Origin of the sequence: Pseudomonas gozinkensis (assembly GCF_014863585.1) — a bacterium.
In the GTDB taxonomy this organism is placed as follows: Bacteria; Pseudomonadota; Gammaproteobacteria; order Pseudomonadales; family Pseudomonadaceae; genus Aquipseudomonas; species Aquipseudomonas gozinkensis.
The window spans coordinates 3,901,112-3,919,579 of sequence record NZ_CP062253.1 but is presented as its reverse complement, the minus strand read 5'-3'; the positions used below and the strand labels follow the sequence as shown (position 1 = coordinate 3,919,579).

Annotated in this window: 20 protein-coding genes; 14 read left to right on the top strand and 6 right to left on the bottom strand. The window is 56.6% G+C overall.

The window, feature by feature from the left end; genetic code table 11:
* Positions 1–16 precede the first annotated feature (16 nt).
* From IHQ43_RS17265 to IHQ43_RS17240, 6 genes are all read left to right on the top strand, one after another.
* On the top strand, positions 17–232 hold the full coding sequence (locus IHQ43_RS17265; protein WP_192561438.1) for a DUF4287 domain-containing protein: 216 nt from the start codon (positions 17–19) through the stop codon (positions 230–232).
* Between the two features lie 103 nt (positions 233–335).
* The gene (locus tag IHQ43_RS17260; protein ID WP_192561437.1) at positions 336–2,024 is read left to right on the top strand and encodes a DUF2599 domain-containing protein; all 1,689 of its coding nucleotides are present in this window, start codon (positions 336–338) and stop codon (positions 2,022–2,024) included.
* 75 nt (positions 2,025–2,099) lie between these two features.
* On the top strand, positions 2,100–3,338 hold the full coding sequence (locus IHQ43_RS17255) for a DUF2599 domain-containing protein (protein WP_192561436.1): 1,239 nt from the start codon (positions 2,100–2,102) through the stop codon (positions 3,336–3,338).
* Between the two features lie 114 nt (positions 3,339–3,452).
* Positions 3,453–3,755 (top strand): ArsR/SmtB family transcription factor, encoded by a 303-nt coding sequence (locus IHQ43_RS17250; protein WP_007950555.1) that lies wholly within the window; start codon positions 3,453–3,455, stop codon positions 3,753–3,755.
* 63 nt (positions 3,756–3,818) lie between these two features.
* Positions 3,819–4,814, top strand: a complete 996-nt coding sequence (locus IHQ43_RS17245; RefSeq protein WP_192561435.1) for a zinc-dependent alcohol dehydrogenase family protein — start codon at positions 3,819–3,821, stop codon at positions 4,812–4,814.
* Complete coding sequence (locus IHQ43_RS17240; protein WP_192561434.1) at positions 4,811–5,134, top strand: antibiotic biosynthesis monooxygenase family protein; 324 nt, start codon at positions 4,811–4,813, stop codon at positions 5,132–5,134. The genes IHQ43_RS17245 and IHQ43_RS17240 overlap by 4 nt, the downstream gene beginning before the upstream one ends.
* A gap of 145 nt (positions 5,135–5,279) precedes the next feature.
* On the opposite strand, the gene IHQ43_RS17235 is transcribed toward IHQ43_RS17240, so the two are convergent.
* A complete protein-coding gene (locus tag IHQ43_RS17235; RefSeq protein ID WP_192561433.1) occupies positions 5,280–6,212 on the bottom strand; it encodes a LysR family transcriptional regulator in 933 nt (310 codons plus the stop codon).
* Between the two features lie 135 nt (positions 6,213–6,347).
* Here IHQ43_RS17235 and IHQ43_RS17230 point away from each other — a divergent pair, with 135 nt between their 5' ends.
* Positions 6,348–6,827, top strand: coding sequence for a nuclear transport factor 2 family protein (locus IHQ43_RS17230; RefSeq protein ID WP_192561432.1), 480 nt, complete (start codon positions 6,348–6,350; stop codon positions 6,825–6,827).
* A gap of 34 nt (positions 6,828–6,861) precedes the next feature.
* Positions 6,862–7,977, top strand: coding sequence for an alkene reductase (locus IHQ43_RS17225; protein ID WP_192561431.1), 1,116 nt, complete (start codon positions 6,862–6,864; stop codon positions 7,975–7,977).
* 109 nt (positions 7,978–8,086) lie between these two features.
* Here the strand turns inward: IHQ43_RS17225 and IHQ43_RS17220 are convergent, their stop codons facing one another.
* Together IHQ43_RS17220 and IHQ43_RS17215 are read right to left on the bottom strand one after the other, a co-directional pair.
* Complete coding sequence (locus tag IHQ43_RS17220) at positions 8,087–8,443, bottom strand: hypothetical protein (protein WP_192561430.1); 357 nt, start codon at positions 8,441–8,443, stop codon at positions 8,087–8,089.
* A gap of 34 nt (positions 8,444–8,477) precedes the next feature.
* Positions 8,478–8,924, bottom strand: a complete 447-nt coding sequence (locus tag IHQ43_RS17215) for a GFA family protein (protein ID WP_192561429.1) — start codon at positions 8,922–8,924, stop codon at positions 8,478–8,480.
* A gap of 546 nt (positions 8,925–9,470) precedes the next feature.
* On the opposite strand from IHQ43_RS17215, the gene IHQ43_RS17210 reads away from it, so the two are divergent.
* Positions 9,471–9,833: a DUF6124 family protein gene (locus IHQ43_RS17210; RefSeq protein WP_192561428.1), complete on the top strand. Its 363-nt coding sequence runs from the start codon at positions 9,471–9,473 to the stop codon at positions 9,831–9,833.
* Between the two features lie 67 nt (positions 9,834–9,900).
* On the opposite strand, the gene IHQ43_RS17205 is transcribed toward IHQ43_RS17210, so the two are convergent.
* On the bottom strand, positions 9,901–10,257 hold the full coding sequence (locus tag IHQ43_RS17205) for a hypothetical protein (RefSeq protein WP_192561427.1): 357 nt from the start codon (positions 10,255–10,257) through the stop codon (positions 9,901–9,903).
* Positions 10,258–10,428: 171 nt separating this feature from the next.
* Between IHQ43_RS17205 and IHQ43_RS17200 the strand changes: the two genes are divergently transcribed.
* The 3 genes from IHQ43_RS17200 to IHQ43_RS17190 are packed head-to-tail and all read left to right on the top strand — an operon-like array spanning position 10,429 to position 13,281.
* Complete coding sequence (locus IHQ43_RS17200; RefSeq protein ID WP_192561426.1) at positions 10,429–11,958, top strand: phospholipase effector Tle1 domain-containing protein; 1,530 nt, start codon at positions 10,429–10,431, stop codon at positions 11,956–11,958.
* Positions 11,958–12,614 (top strand): DUF2931 family protein, encoded by a 657-nt coding sequence (locus IHQ43_RS17195; protein WP_192561425.1) that lies wholly within the window; start codon positions 11,958–11,960, stop codon positions 12,612–12,614. The genes IHQ43_RS17200 and IHQ43_RS17195 overlap by 1 nt, the downstream gene beginning before the upstream one ends.
* A gap of 10 nt (positions 12,615–12,624) precedes the next feature.
* Positions 12,625–13,281 (top strand): DUF2931 family protein, encoded by a 657-nt coding sequence (locus IHQ43_RS17190; RefSeq protein ID WP_192565024.1) that lies wholly within the window; start codon positions 12,625–12,627, stop codon positions 13,279–13,281.
* Positions 13,282–13,996: 715 nt separating this feature from the next.
* On the opposite strand, the gene IHQ43_RS17185 is transcribed toward IHQ43_RS17190, so the two are convergent.
* A complete protein-coding gene (locus IHQ43_RS17185) occupies positions 13,997–15,100 on the bottom strand; it encodes a DNA alkylation repair protein (protein WP_192561424.1) in 1,104 nt (367 codons plus the stop codon).
* Between the two features lie 2 nt (positions 15,101–15,102).
* A complete protein-coding gene (locus IHQ43_RS17180) occupies positions 15,103–15,708 on the bottom strand; it encodes a glutathione S-transferase (RefSeq protein ID WP_192561423.1) in 606 nt (201 codons plus the stop codon).
* A 411-nt stretch (positions 15,709–16,119) separates the two neighbouring features.
* Between IHQ43_RS17180 and IHQ43_RS17175 the strand changes: the two genes are divergently transcribed.
* Positions 16,120–16,524, top strand: a complete 405-nt coding sequence (locus IHQ43_RS17175; RefSeq protein WP_007935965.1) for a TraR/DksA family transcriptional regulator — start codon at positions 16,120–16,122, stop codon at positions 16,522–16,524.
* 228 nt (positions 16,525–16,752) lie between these two features.
* Complete coding sequence (locus tag IHQ43_RS17170; protein WP_192561422.1) at positions 16,753–18,357, top strand: methyl-accepting chemotaxis protein; 1,605 nt, start codon at positions 16,753–16,755, stop codon at positions 18,355–18,357.
* Positions 18,358–18,468 lie beyond the last annotated feature (111 nt).

Below are 18,468 nucleotides of genomic sequence, written 5' to 3'. Positions count from 1 at the left end.
ACAGGGAGCTTGCAACATGAGCGAAGACGCAAAAGTAAAAGGTCCGGCATCCTACTTCCCTTCAATCGAAAAGAAGTACGGCCAGCCCATCGACCACTGGCTGAACCTGCTCGCCAGCATCACCGACAAAAAGCACATGGAACTGGTCGCCTGGCTCAAGTCCGAACACGGCATGGGCCACGGACATGCGAACGCGTTGGTTGCTCATCATCTGGCAAGTGGCAGGAAGTGAGGACATGTTCACAACGTTCCGGTCAGCGGTTTGACCGTATGGATTGAGCTAACTACGCTGCCCTTCATGGAAGTGTCATCTCGCACGACAAGGAGTGTCGGTTATGCGCGCAGCCGTTCGTTCGCCTTTTATTCTGGGCCTGTTCCTCCCCCTGGCATTCAGCGCCATGGCGGCCCAGTCACCGCTTGACCCACTGGAAACCCTGAACCGCATCAACCGCAACTACAACACCCTCAAGGATGCCTGCCAGGAGCCCGACACTGGCGCCGCTCGCGGGCTCTACTACTGCAGTGGTGTGACATTGCGCATGGTCAACGACGGGCCGTTCAACCCTTGGGACTACAGCCCTTACGCGATCAAGATCGGCGCGACGTCCTATTCGTGGATCCGCAAGGATCTGAGCACCCGCATCCTCATTCATCCGGCCGGTTTCATCCTGCGCAATCCCACCGATGCAGCGGCGCTGCAACTGCCGGTCAAAGAGCAAGGCTTCACCTGCATCTACGCCTTCGATGGCGGCACCGGGCCCGAGCGCAAGTGGTATGGCTGCGGCTTTTTTGACAGTCGCGAACCGCCGCGCACAGCTCAGGGAACGATGAACAACAAGAACGCCGCGCTGGCCTATGGCACTTGCGCGGAAGCCGGCGTGACCACCGCCGAGCAGTGGACCAACAAGTACACCGGGTTGATGAAAGGACCGATCCAGTACGGCCAGTGCTCCTGGAACGCGGAGAAGCCCAGCGACTGGAATGCGATGATCCGCGTCCACGAATCGCGGGTGAACACCACCAACAAAGACCCCTTCGCCTTCAGCGCCCAGGTCAACGAGTTCATGTTGAAGAACGCCTCGTCGAGCAACGATGGCAGCGAAAACATGAAGTACATCGACGCCTTCGTCTACAACGTCAACAGCACGCAGAACTTCGCCACTCGTGGCGATCAGGCACCGCCGAAACCGGAAAACGGCCTGAACAGTGCGCGCAACTTCCAGAAGAAACTCCAGGCTCAGGGGTACAGCGTGCCGGTCCTGCGGCTGGACTTCACCAAGCCGCCGGAGCAGCGTTTCAGTTACGTCGCGGCGGATCAGGCGATTGATCTGACAACGGCCGGTAACGGGCAGCCTGCACCGGTTACCTCTCGATATATTGCTTCGGCCAATTGGGTCGAGCGTCACGACCCAGGCACGGGCAAGAACGAGTGGACCCTGAATGTCACGCCCACCGCTCAGGGCAAGGCGATTCAGGCCAGCGATCAGGAGGCGGTGTACAAGGAATTGTTCGCGCTGCGCGGTGCCGACAGCCAGTGGCGCGACAACGAAAAATCCGCCGGCAGCATGCGTCAGCAACTGAGCTGCCTGGTGCAGAACTACCCCGGCAAGACCGAGTGGAATCTGGAACCGTTCCGTCCCGTCGTCACGCCTCAGGAGGCGGCGAAGGCCGGTTGTAATCCGCTGCCGGTGAAGGCGCCGCAATACATTGCATCTGCCGACTGGGTCAAACGCTACGACCCGGGCACCCGTCAGGACGAATGGACCTTGAGCGTGGTGCCGACAGCCGCCGGACGTGCCTTGCCCAACGAACAGATCGACGCCTTGTACCAACAGTTGTTCGCGCTCAGAGGCGCCGATGGCAACTGGCGCGACAACGAAAAATCCGTCGGCAGCATGCGTCAGCAATTGAACTGCGTACTGGTGAATTACCGCGCCAAGACGCCTTGGAATCTTGAGCCGTTCCGGCCTGCGCTCTCCGATAGCGAGACCCGCTCGGCAGGTTGCAACCCGGTTCCGCGTTAAACCCGCCCGATGCAGCAGGACGTCGCATCGGGTTGAGCAGGGAAGGTCAGAAGCACCATCAGGGAGAAACACATCATGAAAGAGCGCTGGAACAGGATCGTCCCGTTACTCGCGGTTCCATTGTTTCTGCACGCGACGTCGGCCAGTGCCGAGTCCTGCGAAGAAACCCTCAAACGCGTTGAAGGCTTGTACAACAACACCGTAGCCAGTTGTGGCAAAGACCCGGCGTCGGACTGCTCGGGGCTGTTGATCCGGGGGACGCACCGGGCCGATCCGGCGAAAGGGCAGCAGTGGGACGTCTGGAACCCCAGCCCCAAAGCCGTAGAACTGGGCACGTTTGCCGCCTCCTACATGCGGGCCGACGGCATCAGCTACGAAGACCCCGGAATGAGCACGCAGAACGGCTACATCATCACCCCGGTCGATATGGTGCGCGACCCGGAAAATCCGGTACACGTTTACTGCGCGTTCCCTAACGATGCCTGGACCGACTTTCGCGATGATCGCGGCTGTGGCAACAACAAGAACACCAGCCCGACCGAAGCGGTCTGCCAGGCCATGGCGCCGCCGATCACCAATGTCAACGCCTGGGTCGCGCACTTCACCAGGTTCAACAACAACCGCCAGCAGGATCAGCTGCAATGCGGCTTCAACATGCGCAACCCGATGAGCAGCCAGGATCGGGTCAGTGCGTTCCAGAACTTTATGGGGGCCCGGCGCGTCATCAACACCCGTGAGTTCCAGACCCAGACCGAACTGCGCCTGGGCAATCCCAAGACCGATGAATTGCCGATCCTGGCATTTTTCTACAGCGACTCCCGGGGCTTGAACGATGCGCTGGCCAACCAGCGTGATTACAAGAACAAGACCGGCAAGGACCGCAACATCGTCAAGATCGACTTCCCGAGAACCCCGACCGCCAAGGCCACGTTCTCGTGCATGCAGACGGTAGCGCCGCCGGCGCAACAGTTCTGCGAGAAGTACATCGAGTCCAGCACCTGGGTCCAACGGGACGACCCGAAACTGGGGCCGAAAACCTGGTCTCTGGAAGTCGTGCCTACCGCCTGCGGCCGCGCGATCAAGGACGACCAGACCGACCGCATGTTTGCCGAGCTGTACAACAAACACAAAAACGACGAGCAATGGCGCCAGTACAGCGTCAACGGTGGGTCATTGCGCCGGCAGCTGGTTTGTCATCTGGCAGCGACGTTTGATGGCAAGCCTGTAAGGAACAAGCCGGAGTGGAACCTTGAGCCGGCGCGGCCGTATGTGGATCAGGCGACGGCGGTGGCGCAGCGGTGTAATCCGTACTGAGGTTGTTCGCGGTGAAATCCGGTCTGCCGATGCCGTGGGTGTCGGCAGACCGTTCTGTTTTCCGCTGGTCAATCAGCGTATTGACATATCGAATAATCTCGATATTCTCGCGGCATGGACCTGATCGAAGTATTCAAAGCACTCTCAAACCCGGTACGGCTTGAAATCCTGAAAGGCTTGAAGGACCCCGTAAAGAATTTCCCCCCGCAGGACGAGGGCGACGTTCACACGGTGGGCGTGTGTGTGAGCAGTATTCAAGAGGGCATCGGACTCTCGCAGTCAACGGTGTCCGGTTATCTTGCAACGCTGCAGCGCGTGGGCCTGGTTGAAGTCAGGCGCATCGGTCAGTGGACCTACTACAAGCGCAACGAAGCCAATATCAGCGCTTTGGCCGAGGTCATAGGGAAAGAGCTGTAAAAATTTTTACCGCATGATATCGAGATATCTCGATATCCCTTATTGTCGATACGAGGATTCACCATGAAAGCGATGCTGCTTGAATCATTTGGCAACCCGGAATCGTTCACACTCTGCGACGTACCCAAGCCCGTGCCGGAAGCGGGGCAAGTGCTGGTCCGAGTACACGCCACCTCGATCAATCCATTGGATTATCAAGTCCGACGCGGCGACTATCCCGACCTGGTGCAACTGCCGGCCATCACCGGACATGACGTCTCCGGCGTAGTCGAAGCCGTCGGCCCCGGCGTGACGGCTTTCGCACCGGGCGACGAAGTCTGGTACACGCCGCAAATCTTCGACGGCCCCGGCAGCTATGCCGAGTACCACGTGGCGTCCGCCAGCATCATCGGCAAAAAGCCGCGCTCGCTGAGCCATCTCGAAGCGGCCAGCCTGAGCCTGGTGGGCGGGACGGCGTGGGAGGCCCTGATCGGGCGGGCGGCGCTCAGAGTAGGGGAGAGCATTCTGATCCACGGCGGCGCGGGAGGCGTCGGACACGTCGCCATCCAGCTCGCCAAAGCGATGGGCGCCAAAGTGTTCACCACCGCGCGCGAAGCAAACGCCGAGTTCGTCCGCCGCATGGGCGCCGATGTGATCATCGACTACGAAAAGGAAGATTACGTCGACGCCATCCTGCGAGAAACCAATGGCCTCGGAGTGGACGTGGTGTTCGACACCATCGGTGGCGACACCCTGTCGCGCAGCCCCGACGCCCTCGCACAGCTTGGCCGCGTGGTCTCGATCGTCGATATCGCCAAACCACAAAACCTCGTTCAGGCCTGGGGCAAGAACGCGAGTTACCACTTCGTTTTCACCCGCCAGAACCGCGGCAAGCTCGATGAATTGAGTGCCCTGGTGGAGCGCGGTCAACTGCGGCCACATGTTGGCGCGGTGTATTCGCTTGCGGAGATTCCGCTGGCCCATGCTCGGTTGGAAAGTCCCAACAATGGTCTTCAAGGGAAGATTGCGATTGCGGTCGTGCCGTCACTTCGTTCGGGTTCTGTGGGGGATGCGTCATGATTTATGAGATCGCTTTGTTGCCTGTTCACGCAGAACGCATTGATGAGTTCAGACGTGCATTTGCCGAGGTTGCACCTTTGCTCCGCCGCGCGAATGGGTATGGCGGGCACATGCTTGCGCAGGGGATTGAAACGCCGGAGCGGTTCAACTTGATCGTGCGATGGGAATCGCTTGAGGCGCATACCGAGTTTGAGGCGGGGGAGGATCACAGGGTCTTTATGCTGGAACTTGAGGGGTATTTTTCGGAGGAACCGCAGGTTTATCACATTGAGGGGGCGGTTTTTACTGCGGGTGAAGGGAGGCTTTGGGTCGGAGCCTGATGCAGACCCCTTTCGGCGAGGACTGTCCCTCAGTGGTGCAAACTTTGTTTGTCGCCACCAAGGGAGAGTCTGCTCGCGCTCGCCCTGCAAGGCGGATTAACGGGTTGCCTTCGAAGGGCAGCAAACGGCCGTCAGCGGTCTTGCTCTAACGGAGGGGGCGGGGTGCGCCGAACAGTTCTGCATTCTCATCAGCCATGTTGAGCAAGGCATCGACGACAATTCTCACTTTCGGCTGAATGTAACGCGTGCGTGGCCAAATGACGTGTATGGGCATTGTTGCTCCTGCATATTTGTCCAGGACCGTGACCAATGCACCGCTGTGCAGGTGTTCCGAAACCAGCCATGTCGGCAGCTGACAAAGCCCACAACCTTCCAGAGTCGCGCGCAACATCATTTCACCGTCACCAAACTCATGTCGTACTCGTACTTCCTGCGCTTCTGTCCCGCCTTTTGAGTTCTTCATCAACCATGTCATGCGCAACCCCTTGCGCCAGGCAATGATGCAGTCACGCTCCAGCAAATCGGACTTGCTCAAAATCGGTGGGCATTGACTCAAGTAGTCGGGCGTCGCACAGATCACCAGATGCTGTTGACCGAGTCGGCGCGCCACTAACTCTGGATCATCCTTCAGATCACCGATTCGAACCGCCAGATCGATACCATCGTTGATCATATCGACCTTCCGCTCACCGAAGGTTAGCGTCAGATCAAGCTGTGAATATTTACGCGCCAGAGAAATAAGCATCGGCGCGATGTGCCGTCGACCGAAGGCGGCAGGCAGATCGATTCGCAGGCGCCCCCTTGGCTCGGCACTCCCTGAAGAGAGATTGTCTTCAATGTCCGCAAGCTCGTCCATTACCCGCAAGCAACTGGCCAGATACGCCTCGCCTTCGCTGGTCAGGCTCAGCTTGCGTGTTGTGCGATGCAGCAACTTGATCCCCAGGCGCTTTTCCAGTCGGGTCACGCTCTTGCCCACTGCGGAACTGGTGACGCCCAGTTGCAATGCCGCCGCTGTAAAACTTCCCAGTTGAGCTGCGAGTGTGAATTCCGGGATGCCATCAAATTGAAGAGAATCCATAACCGATTCCGCTGAGATAGACATTTGATTATATCCCCTGAGGATCAACTGATTGAAATTTTCACTGATTTTTAGAGTTCAAGGGCTGGATTAAAGTGGGCCTCACTTTTAAATGACCTACTCCTTGAGGCCACCATGAACGCCGACTTGAACCGATTGCTCGCGCTTGAAGCTATCAGAAACCTGCGCTTGCGTTATTGCCACCACCTTGACGCCAATCGGATGGATGCACTCGCACAGTTGTTTACCGAAGACGCCATTTGCCAGGTTGATCGCGGCTGCTGGAAAGGTCGTGAAGCCATCCAGAAAGGTTTGACCCAAGCTTTCTCGGTATTCGATGTGCAACAACGCGGGGTGTATCCATTCATTCACGCGGTGTCGAACCACTGGATCGAGATCCTCGATGAGAATCGGGCCGAAGGTCGTTGCTACTTGATCGATTTCGCCACCCAAAGGGCGGCGGGGGAGAACCCGCTGCTCCTCCTCGGGCTATATGCCGACGAATACCGGCGAGTTGACGGCCAATGGCTGATCAGCCGTACCCGCCTTGATGTCGTGTGGCCGGAGCCCGATGTCGGCGGCGGCGATCCTGCAAATGGCCTGGTTTTGCCCTGATCCGCTTCCCTTTACATCACCCACAGAGTTTCTGATGAAAAAATTATTCAAACCCTACGATCTGGCCGGCACCGAGTTGGCCAACCGCGTAGTCATGGCTCCCATGACTCGCGCGAGAGCCCTTGCCGACATTCCGGATGAGCACACGGTTCTCTATTACGCTCAGCGTGCTTCAGCCGGCCTGATCATTAGCGAGGGCATTCCTGTTTCACGCGAAGGTTGTGGTTACTTGTTCAACCCGGGTCTCTACACCGATGAACAAGCGCAAGCCTGGCGCCGTGTGACGCATGCCGTCCATGCCAAAGGTGGACGAATCTTCGCGCAGCTGTGGCATGTCGGGCGCATGTCACATGTATCACTCCAACCGGCCAATGGCGCACCGGTGTCATCCGTTGCCAGTGTTGCCGCAAACTCAAACGCCTACGCGTGGGTTGAAAAAGACCAACCCGGCCCCGTGCAGGCCAGTACCCCCAGAGCATTGAGCACGGCCGAAGTGCGTCGGGTCACCGCTGATTTTGTCAGTTCCGCACGCCGAGCAATAGACGCGGGTTTTGATGGTGTCGAATTGCACGGCGCCAATGGCTATCTTTTTGAACAGTTCCTCAACGGCGCGTTGAATAATCGCCAGGACGCGTACGGTGGCTCCATCGCCAATCGTCAACGTTTCCTGCTTGAAACGCTGGATGCTTTGGCAGCAGAGATCGGCAGTGCTCGGGTCGGGGTGCGGCTGTCTCCGTTTGGTCGTCTTTTCGACATGCACCCCTATGCTGAAGAAGCCGCCACCTGGCTGAACGTGGCCTCGGCGCTCAATGATCGGGATCTGGCGTACGTGCATTTGAGTGATCAACTCACGATTGGCGCAGAGGCAATTCCGGAGGGCTTCGCCTTCCAGTTTCGCAAAGCGTATCAAGGCACCCTGATCGCTGCAGGAGGCTTTAACCAAGAGCTGGCAGAATCTGCTTTGGAGGCTGGTGATCTCGATCTGATTGCGTTTGGTCGCCCATTCATTGCCAACCCCGACCTCGTCGAACGGATGCAAAACGGCTGGCCAATCGCTGAGGGTGATCGTTCTACTTTTTACGGCATCAACGGTAGCCCAACCAAAGGCTATACCGACTATCCGGCCTACATCGCAACGGCAGCAGATTAAGAAATCCGGACGCGATGTATCTGGCCGATCCGGTGTACGGCACTGTGTCCTTCAGTAAAAAGGGAGCAGATTCATTACCTGAATCTGCTCCCTTGATTGTTCGTTGAGCTCAGCCGTTGGCGTTTGCTCTCTTTTCCGCCGTCACGATGCAAGCCTTGTAGAAATTGGAATGGAAATCGCTGATCGCTTTCTGCTGCAAGCTCTCGCTTGAGTACTGCGGAATCTCGTACGCCTCGCGAATCAGCGTCTTGAACACTTCACCCACATACTCGTTCTGCTTGCCTGCCGCTTCGGCCAGTTCCAACACCGAAGCCATGGGGACGCCTTGCTGCCTGGTTTTCATGACCTGTTTGGCCGAGTTTTCTATTCGTTGGCACTCTTCGAGCTCTTCCTGCGGCACGGGAGAGGCAAGAGCGGAAAGACTGATGGTGAAGGTTATCGCTGCTGCAAGACATTGTTTGTGCACGAGGTGTCGTCCGTGATTTTGAGGCTGAGCTTTATCATTCGTGGTTGGGCGCCACCATTGGAGTCAAGGGGAAGGGTGGACGCTCATCTGATACACATGGCTTAGAGGACATATACCAAGGGACTGCAGAATCGGTATGAACGTGCTTCTGCTTTTCAGGCAGGAACGGCGTATCGAGCGTGCCCAAAGCTATCGAAACCCAGTCGGCAAACTCACCTTCAGACTGTGACCAGAACAAGGTCGAACCGCATTCTGCACAGAACTCGCGCAATACCGTTTCCGAAGAAGCATAGGATTTGATGCTGGTAGAACCACGGAGTACTCGAAGTGCGCTATGCGGAACACTGCCGTATGAAGAGAATGCTGCCCCGTGACCTTTTCGACACTGACTGCAATGACAATGACTCACCGCTTTCGGTGAGGCGATTAATTCGTAGCTGACGGCTCCACACAAACAGCTTCCCTGATACACCTCTGTCATACGCTTTCCGTTCAGGTAAAAAACGCCAGCGTAACCGTCTCAGTCTGATCAGTCGACTGATCGCTTGATGCCTGAAGTTGAGGTTCGTCAAAGGAAAACTTTCGCTCAGGGGCATCGCTGACGACTGTCCGTTTACGGTCCGCACACAAAAAATCTGACTCTCTCAGTCCCCCATTTACCTGAAATTAAACGCAGAACAAATAGCCTGTTTAAGTGAAGCTTCTTGTTGTGGGTTGCTGCCCACAGCACCTTGCGTCACCCCCTACACCTAAGACAGAATCCGCCGGCTTGTGCGTCTGGACCCCCGACCGTAACTTGATTCCCGTCACTGCCCATCAGTGATCGGGTCTGCAAGCCCGCCGAAAAAACCAGTCGCACAGCCTGCCAACAGGATGCTCGTTCGCGTCCGCTCAATGGCGGCTTTGTGCGGGAGACCCTCGGGTCTGCCGGGTGCCTGGTTTCCCGGTCTTGCAGACCCGCACATGGCTGCCACCCATCATCTGCAAGTGATGCTGGTAGCTCCTATTGAAAATCAGGAGTTTCACCATGATCAAACCCACACCGAATCCCCCGGAAACCGATCCGGTTTCACCCTACAAATTCCCCGACTCTCGAACCTTGAACGAAGCCGCCGAACGCGCGCTCGACCATTACCTCACTCCGCAGCAACGGGTCATGGGGAGTCACCACAAACACGATCCGATGTACCTGGCCAATCCGGCGTATGACACCGAATCACTGCTCGCCAATGCCAGCGAATCCCTAGGCTCGGCCAGCGAAATGCTCAACAACTTTGCGGCCACGCTGGAGCCCGCTCACCGTAAGACTGCGATAGGGATTGCGCAGATTGTGATGCTCGGGGAATTGGCGGTGAATCAGGCGTTGGATAACGTCGAACTGAAGGCCTAAGGCAGTACTTCAGTAAAAAGGGAGCAGATTCACTACCTGAATCTGCTCCCTTGATTGTTCGTTGAACTCAGCCGTTGGCGTTTGCTCTCTTTTCCGCCGTCACGATGCAAGCCTTGTAGAAATTGGAATGGAAATCGCTGATCGCTTTCTGCTGCAAGCTCTCGGTTGTGTACTGAGGAATCTCGTACGCCTCGCGGATCAACGACTTGAACACCTCACCCACATACTCGTTCTGCTTGCCTGCCGCTTCGGCCAGTTCCAACACCGAAGCCATGGGGACGCCTTGCTGCCTGGTTTTCATGACCTGTTTGGCCGAGTTTTCTATTCGTTGGCACTCTTCGAGCTCTTCCTGCGGCACAGGAGAGGCAAGAGCGGAAAGACTGATGGTGAAGGTTATCGCTGCTGCAAGACATTGTTTGTGCACGAGGCGTCGTCCCTGGTTTTGAGTCTGAACCTTATCATTCGTGGTTGGGCGCCACCATTGCAGGCAGGGAGAAAGAGCACAGGTGCTGGCACGCGGCCACGCCTTGCGCCCCCCGATTTCCGCTGTCACCCTTCGGCCCGTTCTTCAAGGATCAGAAGAAGGAATCAAGGATTGAGTGGCTACATTCCCAACCCGCCTAAAAACTATCGCAACAAAGGAACCGACCCCGTCGATATTCATGCCCAGCGTTGGGCTGAGTATGAGAAACACGGGAAGGAACCGGCATCGGCTCGTGAAAAAATCGGCATAGCCCTGCGGATAGGAGTGTTCTTCGATGGTACGGGGAATAATGCCAATAACGCGGCGGCCGGGCTTCTGTGTGGTGCTCATCATCCGATTGCTGCTCAAGATATTGATGCGAGTTGCAAGCCGTATATGAGTGATCCGGATAGCAGTTATGGCAATGATGTCAGCAATATCAAAAAGCTGAGTGAGCTATATGACGCGGTTCCTGTAGCGCAAGGGGGACGAGCTTCCCGCGTTGTCTACGTCGAGGGCATCGGCACGCGATCTGGCGAAAAAGACAGCGCACTCGGTGCTGGTACCGGGCGCGGAGAAACAGGTGTCGCAGGGCGAGTCGAGTCCGCGTTTCCCATGATCCAACAAGCGATCAATCGAGTCCTTGAAGATAACCCGGACAGTGAAATCACCTCACTGACGTTCGATACGTTTGGTTTCAGTCGTGGCGCCGCAGCCGCACGGCATTTCGCCAACGAAATTGTTCGCACCAGTCGCGGCCCTCTTGGTCATGTACTGCGAAATCTACCGAGAGCATTCGGTCCTAGATTCAATGACCAGTATAAAAGCGACATCAATATGGGGTTTATCGGATTATTCGATACAGTGCCCTCGATCGCTGGTTGGTCGAATTTGGGAAATATCAAAAGTCCAATTGCGACGGGTATCAAGCTTTACCTTGATCGTCGTTTTTTCAGTGATGTCGCTCAGTTGGTTGCTCGTGATGAATGCAGAGCCAACTTCGCACTCAGTCGCGTCAAACCTGATCATCTGGAGATTATTCTGCCTGGAGTGCATTCCGACATCGGCGGAGGGTATCTGGAGGAAGCGCAGGAGTGTGTTCTTGTTAGCCCAATGCAAACACTGATCGTGCCATTTAACACCGACGTCGTGAATACCTCGATCTACAGCGATGCGGTTAATGTTAGAAACCAGTGGTTATTCAAGGGATGGCCTGCAGACATGCTTGAGATTGTGACTCCAGAAGCGCTTCTGGTGCCGAATAGTCCGCAAGATCGGCTGAGTCCAAGCGTTAAACGTGTTTACGCAGCTGTACAGCTCAAGCGTCCGGTGAGTGGCATGCTATCCAGGGTTTACCTGAGAGTGATGCATCATCTGGCAAAAGAGAAAGGCGCTCGATTCAACGATATTCCTGACACTCCGGATTTGACCGTCCCCGCAGAACTTCAAGCTTTGTGTGATCGGTTCGTTGCGGGTGACTACAGCACCACGCCTGAAGAGGAGCAGCTGCTGAAGCTCAAGTACATTCATAAGTCCGCAAACTGGAACCATCCACTCGGCCGCAGAGATGGCAGCGGACTAAATGCGGTATACATCAACGCCCCGACCGCCGATGCCATCCGCGTGCTACACCCACACGTACCTGATTGGACGCTTTGGTAATGAGAGTTTTTGTAACCCTGTTTTGTGCTTTGTTCATGACTGGCTGTCAGTCTGCGGACCCGCTGTCTGCCAAAAACGACCCTAAGTCCGAGTCGTGGGAGCTCGCATTTACTGAGCCTTACTACATGAAAGTGTGGGTGGAGGACAGTGCTGTCGAAGATATAAACGGCAAGCTGTTCAAGCGTACGGGAGGAGGTACGGCTGCTGGCGGGGAGCCTGAAGACGGTAAAGAATCTGCACGAGGCTGGCACGCTTTGGGAGCTGCTGCAAAGCCAGTGATTGGTGCCGATCTCCCCAAACGCATTTACGTGCGTTGGCAATCGATTGTCGAACCTCAGACCTATGTTGTTTGGTTGGATGTGCCCGAAGAGGCCAGACAGTTAATGAGGGCGTCGGTCAATCAGCGTTGTTCGGAAACGCCGAAGGAGCAAGCGAGTTATTCCGCTTCTATCTACCTGGGGCTGGCTCCCGGTGGGGTTGTACAAGTCTGGGTCAGGGACTCGTGTCACCATCCGGTGAAAGTGGCGAAAGCCAAAGCAGAAATCGAACCGCTAGGTCCGAGTCAGGGTAAGAACCAAGGGCGTTACGCTTATCCGGTCAGTGAAAAATCGCAACGCTACATCGAGAAATTTGGCATTCCGTACGGCAGCTGGTAACAGTCAGAAAATGAGGCCATTCATAAGTTTGCTATGTGTGCTGTTGATTGCTGGTTGTCATTTGACCGATCCGTTGTCAGGCGAAAATGATCCCAAGTCCGAATGGTGGGAGCTGGGTTTCACAGAGCCTCACTACATGAAGGTTTGGGTGGAAGATACTTCGGTGGAAGACATCAAAGGAAGAACGTTCCTGCACACTAGCGGGGGATCCGCCTCGGGCGGGCAACCAGAGGATGGCACAGAGTCAGCCCGAGGTTGGCATGGCGTAGGCGGCTCTGCGAAAGCAGTAGTAGGCGCCGATCTTCCCAAGCGAATCTTTGTTCGTTGGCAATCTATTGTGGAGCCTCAGACCTATCGTGCTTGGGTGGATATACCGGAAGAAGCCAGGCAACTAATGCTGACATCGGTCAACCAGCGATGCGCGAAAACACCGGATCAGAAGGCTACCTATATTTCTTCGGTTTATTTAGGGTTGGCGCCAGGCGGAGTTGTGCAAGTGTGGGTTAGAGACTCTTGCCATCACCCGGTCAAAGTGGCTAGAGCCCAAGCAGAAATTGAGCCCTTGGGTGCAAGCCAAGGCAAAAACCAGGGGCGTTACGCCTATCCTGTCAGTGAAAAATCCAAGCGATATATCGACAAACTCCGCAATCCATATGGCAGTTGGTAATTCTTGGAAAACGGGGGTTAGTCGAAGAAGATAGGACGGATCTATCGATAAATAGATGCGTCCTGTTTTTTGCATTTTTTTAAATGATACTTCTATAGTGATCGAATACTGGATGCCACTTTGAAGATAATAAAAGCTACTCGCTTTGATGATGTCGACCATGACCTTGGGTATGAATACCATGGTTATAACTACGTCATACAGAGCGAAGAGGGTATGTTTCTGATCAGAATTTACGATGACGAACCCGGACAGGCAACGGTAATGCGTCCGACGTCGATGTCTAAAAACAAAAAGCTCAGAACGCTAGTCGAGCTCTTACAGTCCGAGCTGGGAGTTTCCAGGGTTTCGCTTTACAAGGGGGATATAGGGTGTTGCGCCGAGATCGATCTTGACAGTTTGACATTCCTTTCCGCCTGAAGCCGGCTGTGAAGGGGGCAGCGTGTTTAGATACTTTTGGTCAAAATCAGTCAGAAAGTAAAGTCGTAAATGTTTGATAGGTTGCGAAGAGTTGAAAGCATCGAGTTGGATTAATTTCAATATATGGCCCGCCAAACTCATCGACTTCAGTGGTGAGGGGGAAGCTGTTGTACGGATTTCTCTGTTCACTCGCATATTTAAAAAAGCAATCGATTATTTGTTTAAGCTTTATGGCCATGTCCTCTTTTTATTTTTTGTCGTCCGAGAGCAACGTCAGAGAGGAACTTTCAGTTCGTCAGCAATTGATATCAACCGCTGTACTCCCCAACCGCTCCCCATTAACCACCACATGCACCGCATGTACCCCCGCATAATGCTTCCTCGTAGTGAAATCCTTGATCACCTGCCGCCGCGCAACAACCTCACTCCCAAACCCCGCCAACACCAACGTCTTCAACTTGAAAACCTTGGCCGACGTCCCGCCATTCGCCTTCACATAGTCAATCGCATAATCAATCACCAACCGCTGTTCAACTGCTACCAACGATCGAACGGTAAACGACAGAGTGATCGTCTCCCCAAGCCGCACAACCGCCGGCTCCACCTTCACATCCAGCAACTCAACCTCAGCCTTCGCCCCCGCACCGATAACCGTGAGCGCCCGTAAATCCCCTTGTTTGATCAAACTCCGCAGCGCATGCCTGGCAATCCACGCCGTGTGCCTGTTCTCCAGCGACCACCCCTCAACCGTATCCAGCACCCATTCCGGATGTTCTTTCGTCACGTCATTCAAATGATTCGCCACGGACTTGCGCACGTACAAGCTCTCATCGGCCTTCAACCGGTCAAGAATCCCGGCAGCCAACAGCGGATCAGCCTGCACCGGTTCCAGGCGAAACGACCACGGCAGGCGAGGGCGGCTGCCTTCGCTGGCGAGTCTTCGGACGTGGTGGTTTTCGTCTCGCGTCCAGTCGTGCATCAGTTCCAGCGAGCGTTCCAGGTCGCTGCGCAGGAAGTGGCGGATGGCGAATTCGGAGGAGCCGAAGGTGGTGAAGTACTTCAGGGCTTCCATCGAAATGTCGAACGCGTGTGCGCCGTAGCTCGCCACGTAGTGCGGCAGGCACATGCTGACGAAGCCGCTGTTCAGGCGTGGGGCGAGTTCGCGTAGTACGGCGAGGGAATCTGCGTAATCCAGCGGCAGCACCGCGTGCAGGCTTTCGCTGACGCGGGCCATGCGCTGCATGACGGAGAGGTCGGCGAGGCCGTCGTTGGCGTGCTTGAGAAAGGCCTTGGCTTTGAACGCCGGGTACACGGCGCTCATTTCTGTGGCGATATGTTGCAGGCGTTCGGCGTTGAAGATTTCTTTCAGGGCCGGGGCAGCGGTTTCTGTGGAGCTCATGGTCAGGTCATCGGGGTGCTGATGAACGCCTGGGTGCTTTCGGCGTACGCGGTGTATTGGGCGATGCGCGGGAAGCGATCCGCGTCGATCTGGTCGGGGACGACGAGGCCGGTGAAGCTCCAGGCGACGGCGAGGGTGATGCCGTCCTGTTGGAGGGGGCCGTCGGTGGGCAGCGGGTGTTTTTCGAGTTCGTGTTGTAGGGCGGTGAAGGCGGCGGCGAGTTGGCCTTCGACGCGTTCGACCCACGGCTGGTATTGAATCTCGGCCGGGCGCAGGTTGCGTTCGTAGTAGAGCTGCACGGCTTTTTCGCAGGCGGCGAGGCCGAGGCCGATCAGGCGGATGGTTTTGACCCGTTGCGGCAGGTCAGCGGGCAGCAGGGTTTTGCCGGACAGTGCTTCGAGGTAGTCGAGGATAAGGGTCGAGTCGATCAGCACTTCGCCGTCATCAAGGACCAAAGTCGGCGCCTTGACCACCGGGTTGATCTGCTGGAAACGTTCGAAGTGGCGGAATACCGAGACCGGATCGTGTTCCAGTTCGACCCCCAGGCATTTGGCGGAAATCGCCACGCGGCGCACGTAAGGGGAGTCCAGCATGCCGATCAGTTTCATGACGCGTTCCTTCAAGTCGAACCGGGGAGGGCATAACGTAGCCGAGGTTGGGGGAATTTGTCAGTCTTTGCGAGGGGGATGGTTATGCGGTCAGCGACCGTAACGAATTGCGACAAAGCGCCGCTCGTCCGCCGTTTGTCTTCTATATACAGCCGCTCGACTGAATTTCTTGCTATAAACGCACTCCGATGAGCGCTGTGAAGCCTGTGTCAGAGCAGTTTCCGGGCCTTGTCGGACAAATTCCCGGTATTTACAGTTGCTGAGGCCTCAAACGGGCCTTAGACTGCCGCCCCTTCGTAAATTGAGTGCCGGGTGGCGTTTGCAATAAACGATGCCTTTCCGATGACCGCAGGCGGTTCGCCGGAACGCTCCCTAATTCGCCTTAATGCACGTTTTTTTATAGAGATATCAATGACAAAGGACAAGTTGCTGGCCATGCCGGCAGATGACTACATGAATGCCGAGCAACACGCTTTCTTCAGCGAGCTGTTGCAGAACATGAAAGTCGAAACCCATGAGCGCATTGAGCAGAACCGTATTGCCATCGAAAGCCTGGACACCCCGGCTGACCCGGCGGACGCCGCATCGGTGGAAGAAGAGCGCACCTGGCTGGTAAACGCGATTGATCGCGACCAGCGCATGCTGCCGCAACTCGAGCAGGCCCTTGAGCGTATCAAGGAAGACAGCTTTGGCTGGTGCGACGACAGCGGCGAGCCGATTGGCCTGAAACGCCTGCTGATCAGCCCGACCACCAAGTACTGCATCGAAGCTCAAGAGCGTCACGAGCAGATCGACAAGCACCAGCGTCAGGCCTGATTCCTGAGGCGACCCCTTCAATGCGGGTCGTCGCGAAAAGATCGCAGCCTTTTGCAGCTCCTCCGGGAACTGTAAAAGGCTGCGATCTTTGCTTTTTCTCGTCTGCCGGAAAGTCCACGCACCATTCCATTGACCTGCCACAGACCCACGACTAACGGACCATGGATAATGGCGTTGTAGTGGCGTTTAATGCAGTCACAACAATGAGAACAAGCGTGGGGTAACAAAATGACGAGAGATGGATCTCTGGTTGCGGCTCTGCCTGCACCAGTTGTTTTGCCGAAGAATCGCTGGCTGACGCCGACCCTGCAAAGCATCGCCCTGATGCTGTTGCTGGCCGGGATGAGCCTGGGCGAATGGCCTTTGTACGTCGGCATGCCGTTGGCGGTGCTGATTGTCTGGCTGCCGCGCCTGCGTTCCCGGGCAGTCCCTGATGCGCAACCGGTCGATAGCAGTAACGCGATGTCCGAGCTGACTCGCGACCTTTCCTACACCACCAGTCATAACGCGCTGTCAGCTGCTGGCGTGGCTTTTTCCGTCAAGGAATTGGCCGGCAAGCTGCAATCGCAACTCGACGCCGCCGCGCAGATCGTCAACAACGCTGAAGTCATGATCGCTACTGAGCAGGCCACTTCGCAGCTCAGCCGTGAAGCATTGGGCGCTGCCAGCGAAGCCCATCACAGCAGCGCGGCGGGGCGTACCGAACTGGTGGATTCGATCTCGCGCATGCATCAACTCAGCCAGCGCGCCAATGCCAGCCGCGAACTGATCGAAGCCTTGAGCCAGCGCAGCGATGACATCCAGCGCGTGACGCTGGTGATCCAGTCCATCGCCAGCCAGACCAACCTCCTTGCGTTGAACGCCGCCATCGAAGCGGCCCGGGCCGGTGAGCACGGTCGCGGTTTTGCGGTGGTGGCGGATGAAGTGCGCGGTCTGGCGGCCCGTACCGCGACGGCCACCGGCGAAGTGGGCGAGATGGTCGCCGACATCCAGCAACGAACGGCGCAGGTGGTGGAGCAGATTCGCCAGCTCTCCGACGATTTGCACACGGGCGTCGAGCAGGTCGAACACACCGGTCAGCACCTGGAAAACATCGCGCGACTGGCGGCCTGGGTAGAAACCCAGGTCGGCGAAATCGCCCGAGGCGCAGAAACCAATCGTGAACAGCTCGACAGCCTGTTCACCGCCATCGAGCAGATGCGCAGCGATCTGGCGATCAGCGACCAACAGACTCGGCGTCTGGCCGAAGCCGCGGTGCAGATGGAAGGGCAGGCGGAAACCATCAGCGAACGCCTGGCCGAAGTCGGGCTGGACGACTATCACCAACGCATCTACGACCTCGCCCGCGAAGGGGCCAGCCAGATCGCCGCGCGGTTCGAGGCCGACGTCGAACAAGGGCGCATCAGCCTTGAAGACCTGTTCGACCGCCAGTATCAACCGATCCCGGACACCCAGCCGGCAAAGTTCCAGACCCGTTTCGACCGCTACACCGATCAGGTGCTGCCGGCGATTCAGGAACCGCTGTTGCCGCGTCACGAAGGCCTGGTCTTTGCTATCGCCTGCACGCAGCAGGGTTACGTGCCGACGCACAATCGGGCGTTCAGCCAGCCACTGACCGGAGATGTGCAGGTCGATACCGTGAACAATCGCACCAAACGCAAATTCGCCGACCGCACCGGCATCCGCTGCGGCAGCCATCAGCAACCGGTGCTGTTGCAGACCTACACCCGCGATACCGGCGAGCTGATGCATGACCTGTCGGTGCCGATCATCGTCAAGGGTCGCCACTGGGGCGGGTTGCGCCTGGGCTACAAACCGGAGGAACCGCGCTGAGGCATTGTTGCCGAAGCTGCAATTAAGCTGTGCAGCGGCGTCGCTGTTTCCCCCTGATCCAAATCATTAACATGCCTACATAGTTAGGTTGCTAATGAAGTTGGGAGGTCA